This is a genomic window from Pantoea rodasii (genome assembly GCF_002095465.1).
GTDB classification, from domain to species: domain Bacteria; phylum Pseudomonadota; class Gammaproteobacteria; order Enterobacterales; family Enterobacteriaceae; genus Pantoea; species Pantoea rodasii.
Map to the genome: position 1 here is coordinate 235,260 of NZ_MLFP01000005.1, position 17,088 is coordinate 252,347.

A 17,088-nucleotide genomic window follows, 5' to 3' on the forward strand; every position below is an offset into this window, starting at 1 on the left:
CGCACTATGCCTGCCATTCTGCGCCTGTTAAATGGTTTGGCCCTGCTGGCCTGGCCGTTTCTGGTGTGGCTCGCCGTTACTCATCCGCAGTGGCGTGGCGTGATTGCCCTGCTGGCGCTGCTGTTTGGCTGGCGCATCTGGTCGTTGCGTCACGCACAGGGTGCGATGGGGCGGGTGATGCTAACGGTGGCACTGGTGGGCGCGCTATTGTGCCTTGCCAGTATGCTGTTGCGCAGTCAGCATTTGTTGCTGTGGTATCCGGTGGTGGTGAATGTCTTAATGCTGCTGCTGTTTGGCACATCTTTATGGAGTCCCATGCCGCTGGTTGAGCGTTTAGCGCGCCTGCGCGAGCCGGATTTGCCCGCGCGAGCCGTAGGTTATACGCGCCGCGTCACCCAGGTATGGTGTGTTTTTTTCGTTTTTAACGGCAGCGTGGCGCTGGTCACCTGCCTGCGCAATGATGTCTCGCTATGGACACTCTGGAATGGGTGCATCAGCTATCTGCTGATGGGCACGCTGATGGGCGGCGAATGGCTGCTGCGTCAGCGTATGAGGAACAAGGCATGAAGGTGGTAAGTATCCGCGACTGGCTCGCTGCGTCGGATCGCGTGGTGGCCTGGCAAGGGCAGCAACAGCATTGGCTATCGGAGATGCGTCAGCAGGTGCAGGCGCTAGTGGACACACTGCAACGGCTGCCGGGCCAGCACTGGGCGTTGTGCTTCGATAACAGTTATCACTTCACGGCTGCGCTGCTGGCGCTCTGGCACGCCGGCAAAACGCCGGTGATCCCTGGACATTGTCGCGCCGCGCAGCTGGAAGAGATGGCCGATCAGCTGGATGGGGTGATCAGTGATATGCCACTGGCGGTCTCACTGCCGCAACTGCGTTGGGACGGCGCACTGTCGCTGGGTGAATTGCCTGCCATCGCTGAAGATGCCGCGCTGGTGCTGTTCACCTCCGGTTCCACCGGCACGCCGCGTCGCGTGGTGAAATCACTGCGCGCACTCGATCTGGAAGCCCAGTGGCTGGCGGACTTATGGGCCGACCGTCTGCAGCAATGCCATGTTATTGCCTCCGTGAGCCATCAGCATCTGTATGGCCTGACGTTTCGCATTGTGTTGCCGATGGCGCTGAGCTTGCCGCTCGCCGCCCAGCAAATCTTTTACGGTGAACAGCTGGCCGATCAGCGCCGCGATCGCCGCTACGCCTTTATTAGCAGCCCGGCCTTTTTGCGTCGCCTGGATCCTTCCCTGGAGGCTCCGTCGTGTGCGCTGATTGTTTCGGCTGGCGGGGCATTGCCCTGGGCTGATGCACAGCAGGCACAGCGCGCCTTTAAGTGTGCGGTGGATGAAATTTACGGCAGCACCGAAACCGGTGTGGTTGGCTGGCGCTGTGCGCAGGCAGAAAATTCCCCGTGGCACTGTTTCCCACAGGTTAAGCTGGTTCAGCAGGAAGCCGGCTGGCGGGTGTTTTCGGCTCTGCTGGAAACCAGCGAAGGTTGGCCGCTCGACGATCGTATTGTGCAACAGCCCTCAGGCGCATTTCAGCTGGCAGGCCGTCAGGATCGGGTGGTGAAGATTGAAGACAAACGCGTGTCGCTGAGCGAAATCGAACGCCGTCTGCTAGCCTTGCCCGGCGTAGAAGACGCAGCGGCTCTGGCGATTCAGCGTCATGGCCGTCAGGCAATTGGCGTGGTGCTGGCCTTGCCGGACACGCTCGATGCCGCAAAGCTGACCCAACGTAAGAAACAATGGAAAATCGCGCTGCAACCCTGGCTGGAGCCGGTTGCCATGCCGCGTTACTGGCGAGTCGTCAACGCGATTCCGGTTACGGCGCAGAGCAAACGCGCCTGGCCCCAAATTGAGGAACTGTTTGATGTTGCCGGTTGAACTTAACGCCCAGCAGCAGGGCGCGACGCTAACGTTGCGCCTGCATGCCGCCGCGGATCTGTTTTGGTTCCGCGGCCACTTTCCCACCTTACCGATTTTACCCGGCGTCGCGCAGCTTGACTGGGCGCTGCATTATGGCCTGTCGCGCCTGGCGATCGGCAAACACTTCAGTTCTATCGAAAACATCAAATTTCAGCAGCCGGTGCCGCCTGATGCGGAACTGGAGTTGCAGCTGAACTGGCAGGAAGAGAAATCACTGTTGATGTTCAGCTTCAGCCTGATTCGTGGTGATAGCGCTGAGATGGCCAGCAGCGGGAAGATACGCCTGTGCTGAGCACGTCTTTCAAACCCTGTGTTCTGATTCCCTGCTACAACCACGGCGCCATGCTGGCCTCGGTGCTGGCGCGACTGGCTGCCTTTAATCTGCCGGTGATTATCGTCGATGACGGCAGCGATGCGCAGACACAGCAGCAGATCGCCGCGCTGGACGCTCCGCAGCTGGAAATCCTCACCTTACCGGTGAACCAGGGCAAAGGCGCGGCGGTGATCGCCGGGATGCGCAGAGCCGCTGCGGCAGGATACAGCCACGCGCTGCAACTCGACGCAGACGGCCAGCACCAGGTGGAAGACACCCCGCGCATGCTGGCGGAAGCGGAAAGCCATCCCGATTGCCTGATCTCCGGCCAGCCTGTATACGATGATTCCATCCCCAAATCCCGCTTATACGGCCGCTACATCACCCATTTTTGGGTGTGGATCGAAACGCTGTCATTTTCACTAAAAGACAGCATGTGCGGTTTCCGCGTTTATCCACTGCAACCGTCTCTGCAACTGTGTGACCGTCAGCCGATTGGTCAGCGCATGGATTTCGACACCGAAATCATGGTGCGTCTGTACTGGCAGGGCACACCGAGCCGTTTTATCAGCACGCGCGTCACCTATCCGGCAAGTGGTCTGTCGCATTTTGATGCGCTGCACGACAACCTGCGTATCTCGTGGATGCACACGCGCCTGTTCTTTGGCATGTTGCCGCGCATCCCACAGTTGCTGAGCCGTCGTAGAGCTGAACAGCACTGGTCAGCCACGCCTGAACGACGCGGTCAGAGCGGATTGCGTTTTATGCTGTGGTTGTACCGTCGTGCCGGGCGGCTGCCGTTTGTGCTGCTGCTGTGGCCGGTGGTGGCGGTTTACTGGCTAAGCGGACGTGAGGCGCGTGCCGCTTCTCAGCAGTGGCTGACGCGGGTGCAGGCCGAAGCCAGCAAGCAGCAGATTGCGCTGCCAACGCCGATCAACAGCTATCGCCACTTTCTGCGCTTTGGTTACAGCATGCTGGACAAAGTCGCCAGCTGGCGCGGAGATGTACAGTGGGGACGCGATATTGATTTTGCACCGGGTGCCGAAGAGGTCATCCGTGCAGCGGATGGCAAAGGACATTTGATCCTCGCGTCGCATTTGGGTGATATCGAAGCCTGCCGCGCCATGGCAAAACAGGTCAGCGGGCTGGTGATTAACGCCTTGGTGTTTACCGATAACGCCCAGCGCTTTCGTGAAGTGCTGGAGAGCATCGCGCCGCAGGCCGGGGTAAATCTGATGCCGGTCACCGATATCGGCCCGGATACCGCCATTCTGCTGCAACAAAAGCTGGATGCCGGGGAATGGGTGGCGATTGTGGGCGATCGTACCGCCGTGCATCGTCAGCGCGGAGGTGAACGCCGCGTAGTGTGGAGTCAATTTATGGGCCGTCCGGCACCGTTTCCGCAGGGGCCGTTTGTGCTGGCGGCGGCATTGCGTTGCCCGGTGCTGTTAATGTTTGCCCTGCGTGAACAGGGCAGACTGCGGGTGCACTGTGAACCGTTCGCCGATCCTATCCAGCTACCGCGCGCCCAACGACAGGCAGCGCTGCAGGCCACGGTGGATTGCTACGCCGAACGACTGCAACAGCATGCGCTGATGGCGCCGCTGGACTGGTTTAACTTTTACGATTTCTGGACGTTACCAGAGGAGAAGAGCCGCGATGAGTGAACGCACCTGGCGCGCTGAAGTTGCACTGACCGTGTCGTTCCACGACTGCGACCCGATGGGCGTGGTGTGGCACGGCAACTATTTCCGCTTTTTTGAAGTGGCGCGTGAAGCGCTGCTGCGCAGCATCAATTACAGCTACGGTGAGATGACCGCCAGCGGTTTTGTCTGGCCGGTGGTGGACACACGCGTTAAGTATCGCCAGCCGCTGCGCTGCGAAGAGGTGATTCGCGTAGAAGCCAGCATTACGGAATACGAAAACCGCCTGCGTATCGATTATGTGATCCGCAATGCGGCGGACCAAATCACCACCAAAGCGCACACGTTGCAGGTGGCGGTGGATGCGGCCAGCCAGGAGATGAATTTCGTCTCGCCGGATATTTTGTTTGAGCGCCTGGGAGTCAAACCGTGATCAGACTATTTTGCTTACTGCTGACGTTGATCGGTGCCAGCGCACACGCCGTGACGCTGGATCAGCTACAACAGCGTTTTGCCAGCCAGCCAGTGATCCGTGCCAACTTCGAGCAGGTGCGCACCATTTCCGGCATGTCGCAGCCGCTGGTGTCGCGCGGCCAGTTATTGATCGCTCAGCAGCAAGGCTTGTGGTGGCATCAGGCCACACCGTTTGAAATGACTCTGATTCTCGATGATAAGCGCATGGTGCAGAGCATGAGTGGCCAGCCGCCGCAGGTGATCACCGCCGACAGCAATCCGCAGATGTTCCAGTTCAATCATCTGATGCGCGCCTTGTTCCAGGCCGATGAAAAGGTGCTGCGCGAGAATTTCGATCTCGATTTCCACGATCGAGGCAATGATCAATGGCAGCTGAGCCTGACGCCGAAAGCGGCACCGCTGAATAAAATCTTCAACCGTATCGATCTGCAGGGCGCCGCCTTCCTTAGCAGCATTACACTGGATGATAAGCAGGGCGATAAAACCGCCATTACCCTGAGTGATACCCGCACTGAGCCAAAACAACTGACCGATGAAGAGCGAGCGCGTTTTGCCCCAGCGCAGTGAGAAAACTGCTGCGCTGCTGTGGCTGGCGGTGTGTCTGGCGCTGGCGGTGGCCCTTGCCATCCTGTTGCCGCGCAGCCAGCTGAACAGCAGCGTACTGGCCTTACTGCCGCAACAAAATCTCGGGCAGGCACCCGCTGAGATCCAGCAAGGCTTTATGCAGCGGCTGGATCGTCAGCTGGTGTGGCTGGTGAGCGCCGATGACGCGCACGGTGATCAGGTAGCGGAGTGGTGGCAAGCGCAGTTGCAGGCGCTGCCGATGCTGAAACAGGTCAGCGGTGCGCTGGATGAGGATCAGATGCAACGCTGGGGCACCTATGCTTTCCAGCATCGTAATGGCCTGATCGATCCTTTGACACGAGCACGTCTGCAAAACGGCGGCACCGCACAAGCCGACTGGATTCTGGCGCAGTTATTCTCAGCGTTTGCCGGTGTTGGCAGTAAAGAGATCCAAAACGATCCACTGATGCTGGTGCGTGGTGCGCAGCTGGCACTGCAGCAGAATGCCAGCAAAATGGTGCTGCATAACGGCTGGTTAACCGTGAATGATGCCCAGCCTCGCCGCTGGTATTTCCTGCACGGTGAACTGGCCAGCAATGCCTTTAGCATTCAGCAGAGCCATCAGTTGGTAACCGCCCTCAACCAGCTTGAACAGCAATTAAAAACGCGCTGGCCTGATGCGCAGCTGTTAACGCGTGGCACGGTGCTGTTCAGTGATGATGCCAGCCAGCGTGCGCAGCATGATGTTGAAACGCTCGGCAGCGTAACGCTGGCCGGATTGTTGCTGCTGGTGTGGCTGGTGTTCCGCTCGCTGCGGCCGCTGGCACTCTGTGCGCTCTCGGTGGCGATAGGTGCGATGGCCGGCACGGTGCTGACCTTGCTCTGCTTTGGCGAGCTGCATCTCACCACCTTAGTGATGAGCCTCAGCATTGTCGGTATCTCTGCCGATTACACCTTGTACTACCTGACGGAGCGCATGGTGCACGGCGAGCAATCCACGCCATGGCAAAGCCTGCACAAGGTGCGCGCCACCTTACTGCTGGCACTGGGCACCACGGCGATTGCCTGGCTGCTGATGTTGCTGGCACCGTTTCCCGGTTTGCGCCAGCTGGCGGTGTTCGCCGCCAGCGGGTTGAGTGCCTCTTGTCTGACGGTGATCTGTTTTTATCCGTGGCTGGTGCGCGGCTTGCCGGTGCGACCGATTCCCGGCATGGTGTGGCTGGCGCGCTGGTTAGCGGCGTGGCGTCGCAACAAACTGTTGAAAATCGGATTGCCGCTGCTGGTGGCAATCTATGCATTGAGCGGCATCATTCAGCTGCACGTTGATGACGATATTGCCCATCTGCAAAGCGCACCCGCGAAACTGCTGGCACAGGATCGTCAGCTGGCGCAACTCACCGGCCAGCAGGCCGATCAAACCTGGTTTGTGGTGTGGGGCGATAACGAACAACAGGCATTGCAGCGTCTCAGCGCGCTGACGCCGAAACTGCAACAAGCACAGCAGCAGGGCTGGATGGCGGGTTATCGCGTCTTGCCGCTCAATTCACTGGACCAGCAACAGCAGGATGTCCAGCTGTTGCAGCAGGCCGCGCCGAATATCCTGGCGCGGTTAAAACAGGCGGGAATCACGTTAGCCAATGCCGACCTTGCGGCGATGCCGGTCAATGCCGATGACTGGCTGGCGAGTCCGCTCAGCGAAGGCTGGCGCTTGCTGTGGCTGTCATTACCGGATGGACGCAGCAGCGTGCTGGTGCCGGTCAATGGCGTGAAAAACAGTGCGGCGTTACTGGACTTAGCAACGCAGCAGGCGGGTGTGAGCTGGGTCGATCGCAAAGCCAGTTACGATGAGCTTTTCCGCTTCTGGCGCACGATGCTAAGTGGCCTGTTGGGGCTGGCGCTGCTGTTGATCACCGCGAGTTACATCGTACGCCTTGGTTTGCCAGCGGGCTTGCGCAGCGCGTTGCCTTCCTGGCTGTCGCTGGCGGCGGCGCTGGCGACGTTAGGCTGGATTGGTGCCAGCCTGAACTTATTCGCCTTACTGGCGCTGATTCTGGTGCTCGGCATCGGCATCAATTACACGCTGTTCTTCAGTAATCCCCGCGGTACGCCGCTGACCTCGATGCTGGCGGTCACGCTGGCGATGATGACCACATTGCTGACGTTAGGCATGTTGGTGTTCAGCAGCACGGCGGCAATCAGTGGCTTTGGCACCGTGCTGTGCAGCGGGATCTTTTGTGCATTCTTGCTGGCTCCGCTAGCGCTGGCCCCTGGGAAAAGAAAGCAACGATGAAAACAGGTGCTTTGTTATTGATGCTGAGCCTGCTGTTGAGCGGCTGTGCACAGCATGACAGCCCATCCGATCGGCCCACCGCGTGGCTAAAACCGGGCGTGCGCGTCACTTTGCCTGCGCCGGGTATTTCACCCGCGTTTCAGCAGCAGCAACTGCTGACCGGCCACGCCAAAGGCAAAACCCAGTCACTGCTGGTGCTGCTGAGTGCCGATTCGCAGCAAATCAGCCTGGCCGGGTTATCTTCGCTGGGTATTCGCTTGTTCCGCGTGACCTATGATCAAAACGGTATTCATACTCAGCAGATGATGGCGCTGCCCGAAATGCCGCCCGCCAGCCAGGTGTTAGCCGATGTGATGCTGAGCCACTGGCCGCTCAGTGCGTGGCAGCCGCAGCTGCCGCCGGGCTGGCAGCTGGTCGACGAGGGCGACCGTCGTGAGTTACGCGATCCTGCCGGTAACGTGGTGACGCTGATTCGCTATCTGCAACGAGGAACCGTACGTGAACCGATCAGCATCGACCAGCGTGCATTCGGTTATCAAATTCAAATCCAGCATCTGGACGCATCTTCATGATCTACATCTCGGCGTTTGGTATGGTCAATGCGCTCGGCAACACGCTGGAGCAGATTGCCGCGCAGCTAACGTCAGGCCATGCACCCGGCATGCAGCCGCGCGAAGGCTGGTTGCAGCAAGATAAAACCTGCTGGCTGGGCGAGGTGCCGGGTGAACTGCCGCCAGTGCCCGCCGCCCTTGCCGCACACAATACGCGCAATAATCAGCTACTGCTGGCGGCACTGGCGCAGATCCGTCCGGCTGTCGATGCCGCGATTGCCCACTTTGGTCGTGAACGCGTCGCGGTGGTGCTGGGCACTAGCACCTCGGGTGTGGATGAGGGCGATCGTCAGGTTGACGGTGGTTTGCCGGGCTACGATTACCGCATGCAGGAATTGGGCGATCCGTCGCGTTTCCTGGCACATTACCTTGAACTGGACGGCCCGGCGTACACCATTTCGACCGCCTGTTCCTCCAGCGCCCGTGCGTTGATCAGCGGACAGCGTTTGATTGAGGCCGGTCTGGTGGATGTGGCGCTGGTGGGCGGCGCGGATTCGCTTAGCCGCATGCCAATAAACGGCTTTGCCAGCCTGGATTCGTTATCCGAGCGCCATTGCGCGCCGTTCAGCGCAGAACGTGACGGTATCTCGATTGGTGAGGCGGGGGCGCTGCTGTTGCTAACGCGTGAACCGCAGCCGCTGGCGCTGCTTGGCGCGGGTGAATCATCGGATGCCTGGCATATGTCGGCTCCACATCCGGAAGGCGTAGGCGCAGAACAGGCGATGAGGATGGCGTTGCAGCAGGCCGGCTTGCAGCCGCAGGATATCGGCTACATTAATTTGCACGGCACCGCCACGCTACTCAACGATCAGGTTGAATCGGCAGTGATCCATCGCCTGTTTGGCGATCGCGTGCCGTGCAGCTCCACCAAACATCTGACGGGCCACACGCTGGGTGCGGCGGGTGCTACTGAGGCGGCGCTGGCGGCACTTATCGTGCAACAGAATCTGGCGTTACCGGCGCAGGATTTCACCACCACTACATTGGATAGCACGCTGCCTGCCTGTGGACTGCTGACTTCGCCGCAGCCGCTGGCGCGTCCGATCATTGCTTCAAACTCTTTTGCTTTTGGCGGGAACAATACCTGCCTGATTGTAGGAAAGCCTCATGACTGATTTTCTGCCGGTAAGCGATTATCTGCCGCACCGTGCACCGATGTTGCTGCTGGATCGCGTCATTCAGGTCAGCGACGAGCGCGTAGTGTGTGAAGTGACGATCAACCACCATGGCGTGCTGGCCCCGTTTCTCAATGCGCAGGGCGAGTTGCCCGCGTGGTTCGGTGTCGAGATCATGGCGCAAACCGTGGGCGTCTGGTCAGGCTATCATGCCCGTCAGCGCGGCGATCGGGATATCCAGCCTGGCATGTTACTGGGCGGACGCGGCTATCGCGCCACTGCGGCCACCTTTGCGGCAGACAGCACGCTGCGTGTGGAAATGCATCTGCTGATGCGCGACGACAAGCTCGGCAGCTTCGAAGGCGAAATCCGAAGTCAGGACGCGGTGATTGCCAGCGGACGGTTAAATACTTATCAGCCAGATGAGCAGGAACTTAATCAACTACAACAGGGAATTCAGCCATGACACGCAGCGTATTAGTGACTGGTGCCAGTAAAGGGATTGGCCGCGCCATCGCGCTTCGTCTGGCGCAGGACGGTTTTCACGTGGTGGTGCATTACCACCGTGATGCAGCAGGCGCACAACAGACGCTAACGGAGATCGCCGACGCGGGTGGCCAGGGGCGCATCCTGCAGTTTGACGTGGCCGAACGCGAAGCCACGCGCACCGCGATTGAGAACGATATTGCCGCGCACGCCGCCTATTACGGCGTGGTGAACAATGCCGGCATCACACGCGACGGTGCTTTCCCGGCCCTGACCGAAGATGAGTGGGATAGCGTGATCCACACTAACCTCGACAGCTTCTACAACGTGATCCATCCGTGCGTGATGCCGATGATCGGTCTGCGCAATGGCGGCCGCATCATCACCTTGTCCTCAGTGTCTGGCATCATGGGCAACCGGGGTCAGGTGAATTACAGCGCGGCCAAAGCCGGGATTATCGGTGCCACCAAAGCGCTGGCAATCGAGTTAGCGAAACGCAAAATCACTGTGAACTGCATTGCACCGGGCTTGATCGATACCGGTATGACCGATTTAGAGCCGAGGGTGATGGATGAAGCGCTAAAAATCATCCCGATGAAGCGCATGGGCGCGGCTGAGGAAGTCGCCGGACTCGCCAGCTATTTGATGTCGGATATCGCGGGCTATGTGACGCGTCAGGTGATTTCAATCAACGGAGGTATGCTGTGATTCAGCGTGTAGTGGTAACCGGTATGGGCGGCGTAACGGCTTTTGGCGAGAGCTGGCAGTCGGTCGCGGCGCGGATTAAGCAGGGGCAAAACGCGGTGCGGAAAATGCCGGAATGGCAGATTTACGACGGTTTGCACACCTTGCTTGGTGCACCGGTTGATCACTTCGAACTGCCCGCGCACTACACGCGTAAACGCATCCGCTCGATGGGCCGCGTCTCATTGATGGCGACCCGTGCCACCGAACTGGCGCTGGAGCAGGCGGGATTGATCGATCATCCGGTACTGACCAGCGGTGAAACCGGCATTGCCTATGGTTCTTCCACCGGCAGCACTGGCCCGGTCAGCGAATTCGCCACCATGCTGACGGAGAAGCACACCAATAACATCACCGGCACCACCTATGTTCAGATGATGCCGCACACCACGGCGGTAAACGCCGGGCTGTTTTTGGCCTGCGTGGCCGGGTGATCCCCACCTCCAGCGCCTGTACGTCGGGCAGCCAGGCGATTGGCTATGCGTGGGAAGCGATCCGCCATGGTTATCAAACCGTGATGGTGGCAGGTGGTGCGGAAGAACTCTGTCCCTCTGAAGCGGCGGTGTTTGACACGCTGTTTGCCACCAGCCAGCGCAACGATGCCCCGCAAACCACGCCGTCACCGTTTGATCAACAGCGCGACGGTTTGGTGATTGGCGAAGGGGCCGGGACCTTGATTCTTGAATCGCTGGAGCATGCGCAGGCACGCGGTGCGACCATTTACGCTGAACTGGTGGGTTTCCACACCAACTGCGACGCTGCGCACATTACCCAGCCGCAGCGTGAAACCATGCAGATTTGTATCGAGCGTGCGCTGAAAACCGCGGGTGTGACGTCGGATCAGATTGGCTATATCAACGCACACGGCACAGCCACCGATCGTGGTGATATCGCCGAAAGCCAGGCCACGGCGGCGATCTACGGCAACAGCACGCCAATTTCATCGCTGAAAGCTACTTTGGTCACACGCTCGGTGCTTGTGGTGCATTAGAAGCCTGGATGAGCATTGAGATGATGCGAGAAGGGTGGTTTGCACCCACGCTGAATCTGACACAGCCCGCGGCGGAGTGCGGTGATTTGGATTACATCATCGGCGAATCACGCGCTATTGATACCGATTATATCCAATCCAATAATTTTGCTTTCGGTGGGATCAACACTTCTCTGGTGTTTAAACGCTGGCGCGACGCTTAACTCCTCTTTTAACCGGCGGCTTTAGCCATAGAGCCGCTGGCCTCTGATTTTTTCCGGCCTCAAATCCCCACAAAAGCTGCGTGAAATGCAGGGAGTTGCTTAAAAAAGCCGCAATCTTTGCGCTTTCCTGACGGTTGCGCGCTTACGACCGCGCCTGATTCAGAAAGTTCAGCGATTTTACTTGCTTTCGTAATAGCGCCAAGCATAATCGCAAACCGCAATAATAATGATTATCAATACATTTTGTATCAGGGGATATCCATGCGTACTTCGCCTTTCAATCCCGGACTGAAACCGACGCTGCTCGCCGTTCTGGTCAGTGCCGGTTGTTTGCCAGTGATGGCTGCTACCACCAACACCACAACATCTTCAGCTGCGGCAAAAACGAACAGCAGACGCTGATCGTGACCGCAGCACCACAAACTGATTTCAAAGCAGGCGGTAACGATTTAGTGCCTGCCTACCTCGATGGTCAAATCGCCCACGGTGGCCGCCTCGGCATGCTGGGTGAGCAGAACGCGATGGACGTGCCGTTTAACGTCATCGGCTTCACCTCGAAGATGATTCAGGATCAGCAGGCAAAAACCATTGCTGATGTAGTGCGCAACGACGCCAGCGTGCAGAACGTTCAGGGCTACGGCAACTATGCCGAGACCTATCGCATCCGCGGTTTTGAGCTGGATGGCGATGACATGACCTATGGCGGGCTGCCAGGTGTCGTGCCGCGTCAGGTGATCGATACCCAGCTGATTGACCGCGTCGAAGTATTTAAAGGCGCTAACTCACTGGTCAACGGTGCGGCAACGTCGGGCGTTGGCGGCATGATCAACCTTGAGCCAAAACACGCTGAAGATACGCCAATGGCGCGTGTTGGCCTGGATTATACCTCCTCTTCTCAGGTGGGCGGTTCGGTTGATGCTGGACGTCGTTTTGGTGACAACAACCAGTTCGGCGTGCGCGTTAATGTGCTGGATCGTGAAGGTGATACCGCAGTGCATGGCGCTAAACGCCGCACCACGGCCGCTTCCCTCGGTCTGGATTTCCGTGGCGATCGCCTGCGTACTTCACTGGACCTCGGCTACCAGAAACAGACTTTCCACGGTGACCGTATTGGCGTTAACGTCAGTGGACTGGACTTTATTCCTGCACCGACAGCCGCTACGCACAATACCAGCCAGCCTTGGGTCTACAGCAATATCGAAAGCGAATTCGGTATGGCGAAAGCCGAGTATGATTTAACCGATAGCTGGACCTGGTACGGTGCGGTGGGTGCTCAGCACTCGCATGAAATTGGCCTGTATGCCAGCCCGGCGGTTTCCGATGCCAGCGGCGATGCGCAGTATGGTCGCTTAGATACCAACCGTATCAGTGATGCTTTCAGTGGCATGACGGGCATTCGCGGTAACTTCACCACCGGCTTTGTCACCCACAAAGTTAACTTTGGTTACTCTGCCGTGACTCAGGCGGTCAAAACGGCGTGGCGTTATGGTGCAGGTTCGGTAGACACCAATATTTATAACACCCCGACCACCGCTGTCCCAGTGACCACCTCCGGCAGTGGTGATTACCACGATCCGCTGACCACCGGCCGCACGCGTACCCAGGGTTATCTGCTGAGCGATACCTTAGGCTTCTTCGATGACACTGTGCTGTTTACCGCCGGAGCACGTCATCAAAAAGTGGTGGTGCGCAGTTACAATAACGACACCGGTGCTGAAGATACCGATTCTCGCTTTGACGCCAGCCGCTGGATGCCAACCTATGGCGTGGTCTACAAGCCATGGAAAGAAGTTTCTTTCTATGCCAACCATACCGAAGCGTTGCAACCGGGTAGTGCTGCACCAAACACTGCGGTCAACTACGGAAAACCACTGGCATCGCGCACTCTAAGCAGAATGAAGTGGGCGTAAAAGTCGACTTCGATCGTGTTGGCGGCGCGCTGTCACTGTTTGATATCCGCAAACCTAACGCTATCACCAACAGCGATAATGTTTATGCGCTGAACGGTGAGCAACGTAACCGCGGTGTTGAACTGAATCTGTTTGGTGAGCCGGTGCTGGGCTTCCGCCTGAACGGCAGTGCGACCTGGTTGGATGCGCAGATCACTGAATCCGCCAACGGCACGTTAAATGGCAAGCAGGCGATTGGCGTTCCTCGTTACTACTTTGTACTCGGTGCTGAATACGACATCAAACCGGTGGATGGCTTAACGGCCACGGCTTATGTTAACCATTCAGGTTCGCAGTATGCCGATGCGCAGAACACCAAGTCGCTGGATAGCTACACCACGTTGGATCTCGGTGTGCGTTACCGTACCAAGCTGAACGACCATGATATGGTCTGGCGTGTGGGCGTTGATAACGTCACCAACGAGAAGTACTGGTCGAGCGTAGAAAGCTACGGCTACTACATCTACCAGGGCGATCCACGCACCTTGAAAGTCTCCATGAGCTACGATTTCTAATCCGCTCTTAACAGGGACGCCATCGCGTCCCTGTTGTCATTTCATACTGAAATAATTATGTACCTTGCCACGCATTCCATTACACTCAGTGCGGCAATCCTGCGCACAAAAGTCTCACTGTCATTGAGTCAACATGAGTTCACCTGCTCCACCTGACGATCACGACGAACCGCTAAAGCAATCACTGGACGACGCGCACTTCGCCATTGTGGTACTTGCAGTGACCTCTGTTACCCTTATAATCTTCGTCCTGATGGTGACGTTATGGATGAGTTAAGGTCAGCAACAGTTCATGGAAGCCTGCAAGGAGATGTCGATGGAAGCCCGAGATGACAAACTGATCGCCATAATTGGCCTGCTTTCCGCCTGTCTGATTGGCGTGGTGTTCTTGTTTACCATGACGTGGCTCACCGATGTGCGCCATCCCGCCGACCCCACGCTCGACGTGCAAACCTGCCCGCCAAAAACCATTCCGACGCAACACTCCTAATCCTGTTTTTCCCGGTTGTGCCACTTTATTTGCTGACTGCGCAACTCCAACGCCAGCGCTTCATGCAGGGTGCGATTACCATTGGGATCGCCAGGACCAAACAGCGCACCGGGCGATCGACGATCGTCTGCCCAGGCCGGATATTCCACCACCGGATAGAGCGAAATCCCCTCCAGCGCCACCCCTTCATCGAGGGCTAATCGTGCTTGTTCAGTAACGTGTCGCAGCCAGGGCGCGCGTGCGTCACCTTCGGCACCGGTTTCTGCCAGCAGCAAGGGACGCTGATAGCGCTGCCAGCATTGCAACATTAATTGATGCAGCGGCTGATAAGTGGGGTGGTCGGTGGAAATGGTGGCGCCAGAAAAGAACCAATGATTGTCGGGATAGTAATTCAGGCCAAGGATATCGAGAAAGTCCTCGCGTCCGCCCAGTTCAGGCGCATCGCGCCCTGCAATCCAATCCCAGGCTTCAAACTGCGCCTGATGCTGGGCATCGGCATAAGGTTTGCTGTCGGGGTTATCGGGATCGGTGGCGATTTGCACCAGCGGATCGGTTAACACAAAGCGCGCATCGGGATAAACATCGCGAATGGCGTGCATCGCTGCCAGTGAAGCACGCACCAGTTGACGCTTCAGCTCACGGCCGCGCTCACTGGCGTAAGGGTCAAGCCAGGACACATCGGCACCGGCCCACGACCAAAACGAAATTTGGTTGATGGGCGTGAAGAACGGCTGTTCAATGCCTTCATCCCGCATCAGTTGTGCCATTGCGCGCGCGAATCGTTCGAAATGGTCGACAAACGGCGCTCGCCAGATATCCAGGTGGTCGGGATAGCCAAAATGCGCCAACTCCCAAATGATTTGCATGTCATGACGCTTGGCAGCCTGTACCATCGGTAAAAAGCTGCGCCAGTCATATTCATTGGGGGTGGCTTCAATCAGGTGCCAGCGTGCGCCATCGCGGGCGGTGTGTAAGCCCTCTTGCGCCAGCGCTGCGTAATCTTTCTCCAGTAACATGTCGTGACCGCTACTGATCACCATATCAATGCGCCGACCGCCGCTACGACAAGCGGTAGAGCAGGGGAAGCTGCCCTGGAAGAAACTGCGGAAAAGCTGCGGGTGATGGCGCGGGGATTGCTGAGTCATCATCCTCTCCTCACGGTAAACGTCGGATGCAGAACGCAAGCCTAAGTCTAGACTGTAAATTAACGACGCGTCAGCGAGCGGATGCAGAAGCCTCTGATTGCCGTGTGACGCGGTTATACCAACAATAATAGATCCAGTGAATTCAGGGATTCGGTATGAGTGAAGCAGCATCCGTCCAGCCGCAGCCAACGGGCGAAGGGTTACGAGAAATTGTTGATGCGCGCTGTGCGCTGCATCCTGATATGAGCGGCATTCATCCGCTAAATGATGGTCTGGATGCGTTTGCCGCGCGGTACCTGCTGATGGGTATGGCGCAACACACGATTGATGTGCAGTACTACATCTGGCACAACGACATGTCTGGTCGTTTATTATTCAGTGCACTGCTGGAAGCCGCCGAGCGCGGCGTTAAAGTGCGTCTGCTGCTGGACGACAACAACACGCCGGGGCTGGATGACACGCTTGCTCAGCTGGATCGTCATCCTAATATTGCGGTGCGCCTGTTCAATCCCTTTTCGTTCCGTACCTTGCGTGCGCTCGGCTATCTGACTGATTTTGCCCGCCTCAATCGACGTATGCACAACAAAAGCCTGACGGTGGATGGCGCGACTACGCTGGTGGGAGGCAGAAACATCGGCGACGAATATTTTGGTACTGGCGATGAGCCGCTGTTTACCGATCTCGATGTACTGGCGATTGGGCCTGTAGTGCAACAGGTGTCGCACGATTTTGAACGCTACTGGCACAGCAAAGCGGTGTCGCCGCTGCGTGCGGTGGTCGATGTCACAGGTGATGCGCACCAGTCGGTGCTCCTGCCCGCAGAATGGCAGCAGAGCGAGGCCGTTCAGCGCTATCTGTCACGACTCGAGCATTCGTCGTTTGTCAGCCAAATGGAGCAGGGGTCGATGCAGATGACCTGGGCAGCATCGCGTCTGTTGAGTGATGACCCACGCAAAGGATTGGGCAAAGCCAAACGTTCCAGCCTGTTGCCGCAGCGTATGCTCGAGGTGATCGGCACGCCGCAACAGCAGTTTGACATCATTTCGGCGTACTTTGTGCCTACGCGCGCGGGCGTGGCGCAGTTGGTGGCGCTGAAGCGGCGCGGGGTGAAAATCGCCATCTTAACCAATTCGCTGGCGGCTAATGATGTATCGGTGGTGCATGCGGGCTATGCGCGCTGGCGCAAAAAACTGTTGCGCCACGGTATCGCGCTGTATGAGATGAAACCGCAAGCCAATGCCAGCGAAGCCCCGCACGACCGCGGATTAACCGGTAACTCCGGTTCCAGTTTGCATGCCAAAACCTTCACCGTCGATAATCGAAAAGTGTTTATCGGCTCGTTCAATTTTGACCCGCGCTCGGCGGAGCTGAACACCGAAATGGGGCTGGTTATTGAGAGCGAAACGCTGGCCCAGCAAACCCATCAGCGCTTTATCGCCGGGATGCGCGATCGTGCCTGGACATTGCGTCTCGACAACTGGGGACGCGTCAATTGGGTGGAGTATGCCGGTGAGTCGGGTGAGGTGGTCCACAAACATGAACCGCAGTGCACGTGGATACAAAGGCTGCTGGTGCGATTAGTCTGGCGCTTGCCGGTGGAGTGGTTGTTGTAGGCGTGTCATTT

The 17,088-nt window shown here is 57.9% G+C and carries 15 protein-coding genes and 2 pseudogenes; 16 read left to right on the plus strand and 1 reads right to left on the minus strand.

The window, feature by feature from the left end; genetic code table 11:
- Positions 1 to 6 precede the first annotated feature (6 nt).
- The 15 genes and pseudogenes from HA45_RS09475 to HA45_RS27480 all read left to right on the plus strand — a co-directional run bounded on the left by HA45_RS09475 (position 7) and on the right by HA45_RS27480 (position 14,319).
- Positions 7 to 567, plus strand: a complete 561-nt coding sequence (locus tag HA45_RS09475) for a COG4648 family protein (RefSeq protein WP_100702746.1) — start codon at positions 7 to 9, stop codon at positions 565 to 567.
- Positions 564 to 1,889, plus strand: a complete 1,326-nt coding sequence (locus HA45_RS09480; protein ID WP_100702747.1) for an AMP-binding protein — start codon at positions 564 to 566, stop codon at positions 1,887 to 1,889. Before HA45_RS09475 ends, HA45_RS09480 begins: the two co-directional genes overlap by 4 nt.
- Positions 1,876 to 2,223 (plus strand): ApeI family dehydratase, encoded by a 348-nt coding sequence (locus tag HA45_RS09485; RefSeq protein ID WP_100702748.1) that lies wholly within the window; start codon positions 1,876 to 1,878, stop codon positions 2,221 to 2,223. Before HA45_RS09480 ends, HA45_RS09485 begins: the two co-directional genes overlap by 14 nt.
- Positions 2,217 to 3,911: a glycosyltransferase family 2 protein gene (locus tag HA45_RS09490; RefSeq protein WP_100702749.1), complete on the plus strand. Its 1,695-nt coding sequence runs from the start codon at positions 2,217 to 2,219 to the stop codon at positions 3,909 to 3,911. Before HA45_RS09485 ends, HA45_RS09490 begins: the two co-directional genes overlap by 7 nt.
- Positions 3,904 to 4,320, plus strand: coding sequence for an acyl-CoA thioesterase (locus HA45_RS09495; RefSeq protein WP_100702750.1), 417 nt, complete (start codon positions 3,904 to 3,906; stop codon positions 4,318 to 4,320). The genes HA45_RS09490 and HA45_RS09495 overlap by 8 nt, the downstream gene beginning before the upstream one ends.
- Positions 4,317 to 4,928, plus strand: a complete 612-nt coding sequence (locus HA45_RS09500; RefSeq protein WP_100702751.1) for an outer membrane lipoprotein carrier protein LolA — start codon at positions 4,317 to 4,319, stop codon at positions 4,926 to 4,928. The genes HA45_RS09495 and HA45_RS09500 overlap by 4 nt, the downstream gene beginning before the upstream one ends.
- Positions 4,894 to 7,215 (plus strand): MMPL family transporter, encoded by a 2,322-nt coding sequence (locus HA45_RS09505; RefSeq protein ID WP_100702752.1) that lies wholly within the window; start codon positions 4,894 to 4,896, stop codon positions 7,213 to 7,215. The genes HA45_RS09500 and HA45_RS09505 overlap by 35 nt, the downstream gene beginning before the upstream one ends.
- Positions 7,212 to 7,787, plus strand: a complete 576-nt coding sequence (locus HA45_RS09510; protein WP_100702753.1) for a DUF3261 domain-containing protein — start codon at positions 7,212 to 7,214, stop codon at positions 7,785 to 7,787. Before HA45_RS09505 ends, HA45_RS09510 begins: the two co-directional genes overlap by 4 nt.
- Complete coding sequence (locus HA45_RS09515; RefSeq protein ID WP_100702754.1) at positions 7,784 to 8,941, plus strand: beta-ketoacyl-[acyl-carrier-protein] synthase family protein; 1,158 nt, start codon at positions 7,784 to 7,786, stop codon at positions 8,939 to 8,941. Before HA45_RS09510 ends, HA45_RS09515 begins: the two co-directional genes overlap by 4 nt.
- Positions 8,934 to 9,407, plus strand: a complete 474-nt coding sequence (locus HA45_RS09520; protein ID WP_100702755.1) for a hotdog family protein — start codon at positions 8,934 to 8,936, stop codon at positions 9,405 to 9,407. Before HA45_RS09515 ends, HA45_RS09520 begins: the two co-directional genes overlap by 8 nt.
- A complete protein-coding gene (locus HA45_RS09525; protein ID WP_100702756.1) occupies positions 9,404 to 10,135 on the plus strand; it encodes a 3-ketoacyl-ACP reductase FabG2 in 732 nt (243 codons plus the stop codon). The genes HA45_RS09520 and HA45_RS09525 overlap by 4 nt, the downstream gene beginning before the upstream one ends.
- A pseudogene (locus HA45_RS09530) lies at positions 10,132 to 11,365 on the plus strand (beta-ketoacyl-ACP synthase). Before HA45_RS09525 ends, HA45_RS09530 begins: the two are co-directional and overlap by 4 nt.
- Positions 11,366 to 11,626: 261 nt before the next feature.
- A pseudogene (locus HA45_RS09535) lies at positions 11,627 to 13,829 on the plus strand (TonB-dependent receptor).
- A gap of 133 nt (positions 13,830 to 13,962) precedes the next feature.
- Positions 13,963 to 14,106: a hypothetical protein gene (locus tag HA45_RS27475; protein ID WP_167390576.1), complete on the plus strand. Its 144-nt coding sequence runs from the start codon at positions 13,963 to 13,965 to the stop codon at positions 14,104 to 14,106.
- 39 nt (positions 14,107 to 14,145) lie between these two features.
- A complete protein-coding gene (locus HA45_RS27480; RefSeq protein WP_167390577.1) occupies positions 14,146 to 14,319 on the plus strand; it encodes a hypothetical protein in 174 nt (57 codons plus the stop codon).
- On the opposite strand, the gene HA45_RS09540 is transcribed toward HA45_RS27480, so the two are convergent.
- The gene (locus HA45_RS09540) at positions 14,316 to 15,464 is read right to left on the minus strand and encodes a glycoside hydrolase family protein (protein WP_100702758.1); all 1,149 of its coding nucleotides are present in this window, start codon (positions 15,462 to 15,464) and stop codon (positions 14,316 to 14,318) included. The two genes, HA45_RS27480 and HA45_RS09540, sit on opposite strands and share 4 nt — an antisense overlap.
- 155 nt (positions 15,465 to 15,619) lie before the next feature.
- Between HA45_RS09540 and HA45_RS09545 the strand changes: the two genes are divergently transcribed.
- Positions 15,620 to 17,077 (plus strand): phospholipase D-like domain-containing protein, encoded by a 1,458-nt coding sequence (locus HA45_RS09545; protein ID WP_100702759.1) that lies wholly within the window; start codon positions 15,620 to 15,622, stop codon positions 17,075 to 17,077.
- The last annotated feature ends 11 nt before the right edge of the window (positions 17,078 to 17,088 follow it).

Excerpts from the sequence above, each read along its gene's own strand:
- HA45_RS09475 (WP_100702746.1), top strand. The coding sequence starts at position 7 with ATGCCTGCCATTCTGCGCCTGTTAAATGGTTTGGCCCTGCTGGCCTGG.
- HA45_RS09480 (WP_100702747.1), top strand. The coding sequence starts at position 564 with ATGAAGGTGGTAAGTATCCGCGACTGGCTCGCTGCGTCGGATCGCGTG.
- HA45_RS09485 (WP_100702748.1), top strand. The coding sequence starts at position 1,876 with ATGTTGCCGGTTGAACTTAACGCCCAGCAGCAGGGCGCGACGCTAACG.
- HA45_RS09495 (WP_100702750.1), top strand. The coding sequence starts at position 3,904 with ATGAGTGAACGCACCTGGCGCGCTGAAGTTGCACTGACCGTGTCGTTC.
- HA45_RS09505 (WP_100702752.1), top strand. The coding sequence starts at position 4,894 with ATGAAGAGCGAGCGCGTTTTGCCCCAGCGCAGTGAGAAAACTGCTGCG.
- HA45_RS09510 (WP_100702753.1), top strand. The coding sequence starts at position 7,212 with ATGAAAACAGGTGCTTTGTTATTGATGCTGAGCCTGCTGTTGAGCGGC.
- HA45_RS09515 (WP_100702754.1), top strand. The coding sequence starts at position 7,784 with ATGATCTACATCTCGGCGTTTGGTATGGTCAATGCGCTCGGCAACACG.
- HA45_RS09520 (WP_100702755.1), top strand. The coding sequence starts at position 8,934 with ATGACTGATTTTCTGCCGGTAAGCGATTATCTGCCGCACCGTGCACCG.
- HA45_RS09525 (WP_100702756.1), top strand. The coding sequence starts at position 9,404 with ATGACACGCAGCGTATTAGTGACTGGTGCCAGTAAAGGGATTGGCCGC.
- HA45_RS27475 (WP_167390576.1), top strand. The coding sequence starts at position 13,963 with ATGAGTTCACCTGCTCCACCTGACGATCACGACGAACCGCTAAAGCAA.
- HA45_RS27480 (WP_167390577.1), top strand. The coding sequence starts at position 14,146 with ATGGAAGCCCGAGATGACAAACTGATCGCCATAATTGGCCTGCTTTCC.
- HA45_RS09540 (WP_100702758.1), bottom strand. The coding sequence starts at position 15,464 with ATGACTCAGCAATCCCCGCGCCATCACCCGCAGCTTTTCCGCAGTTTC.
- HA45_RS09545 (WP_100702759.1), top strand. The coding sequence starts at position 15,620 with ATGAGTGAAGCAGCATCCGTCCAGCCGCAGCCAACGGGCGAAGGGTTA.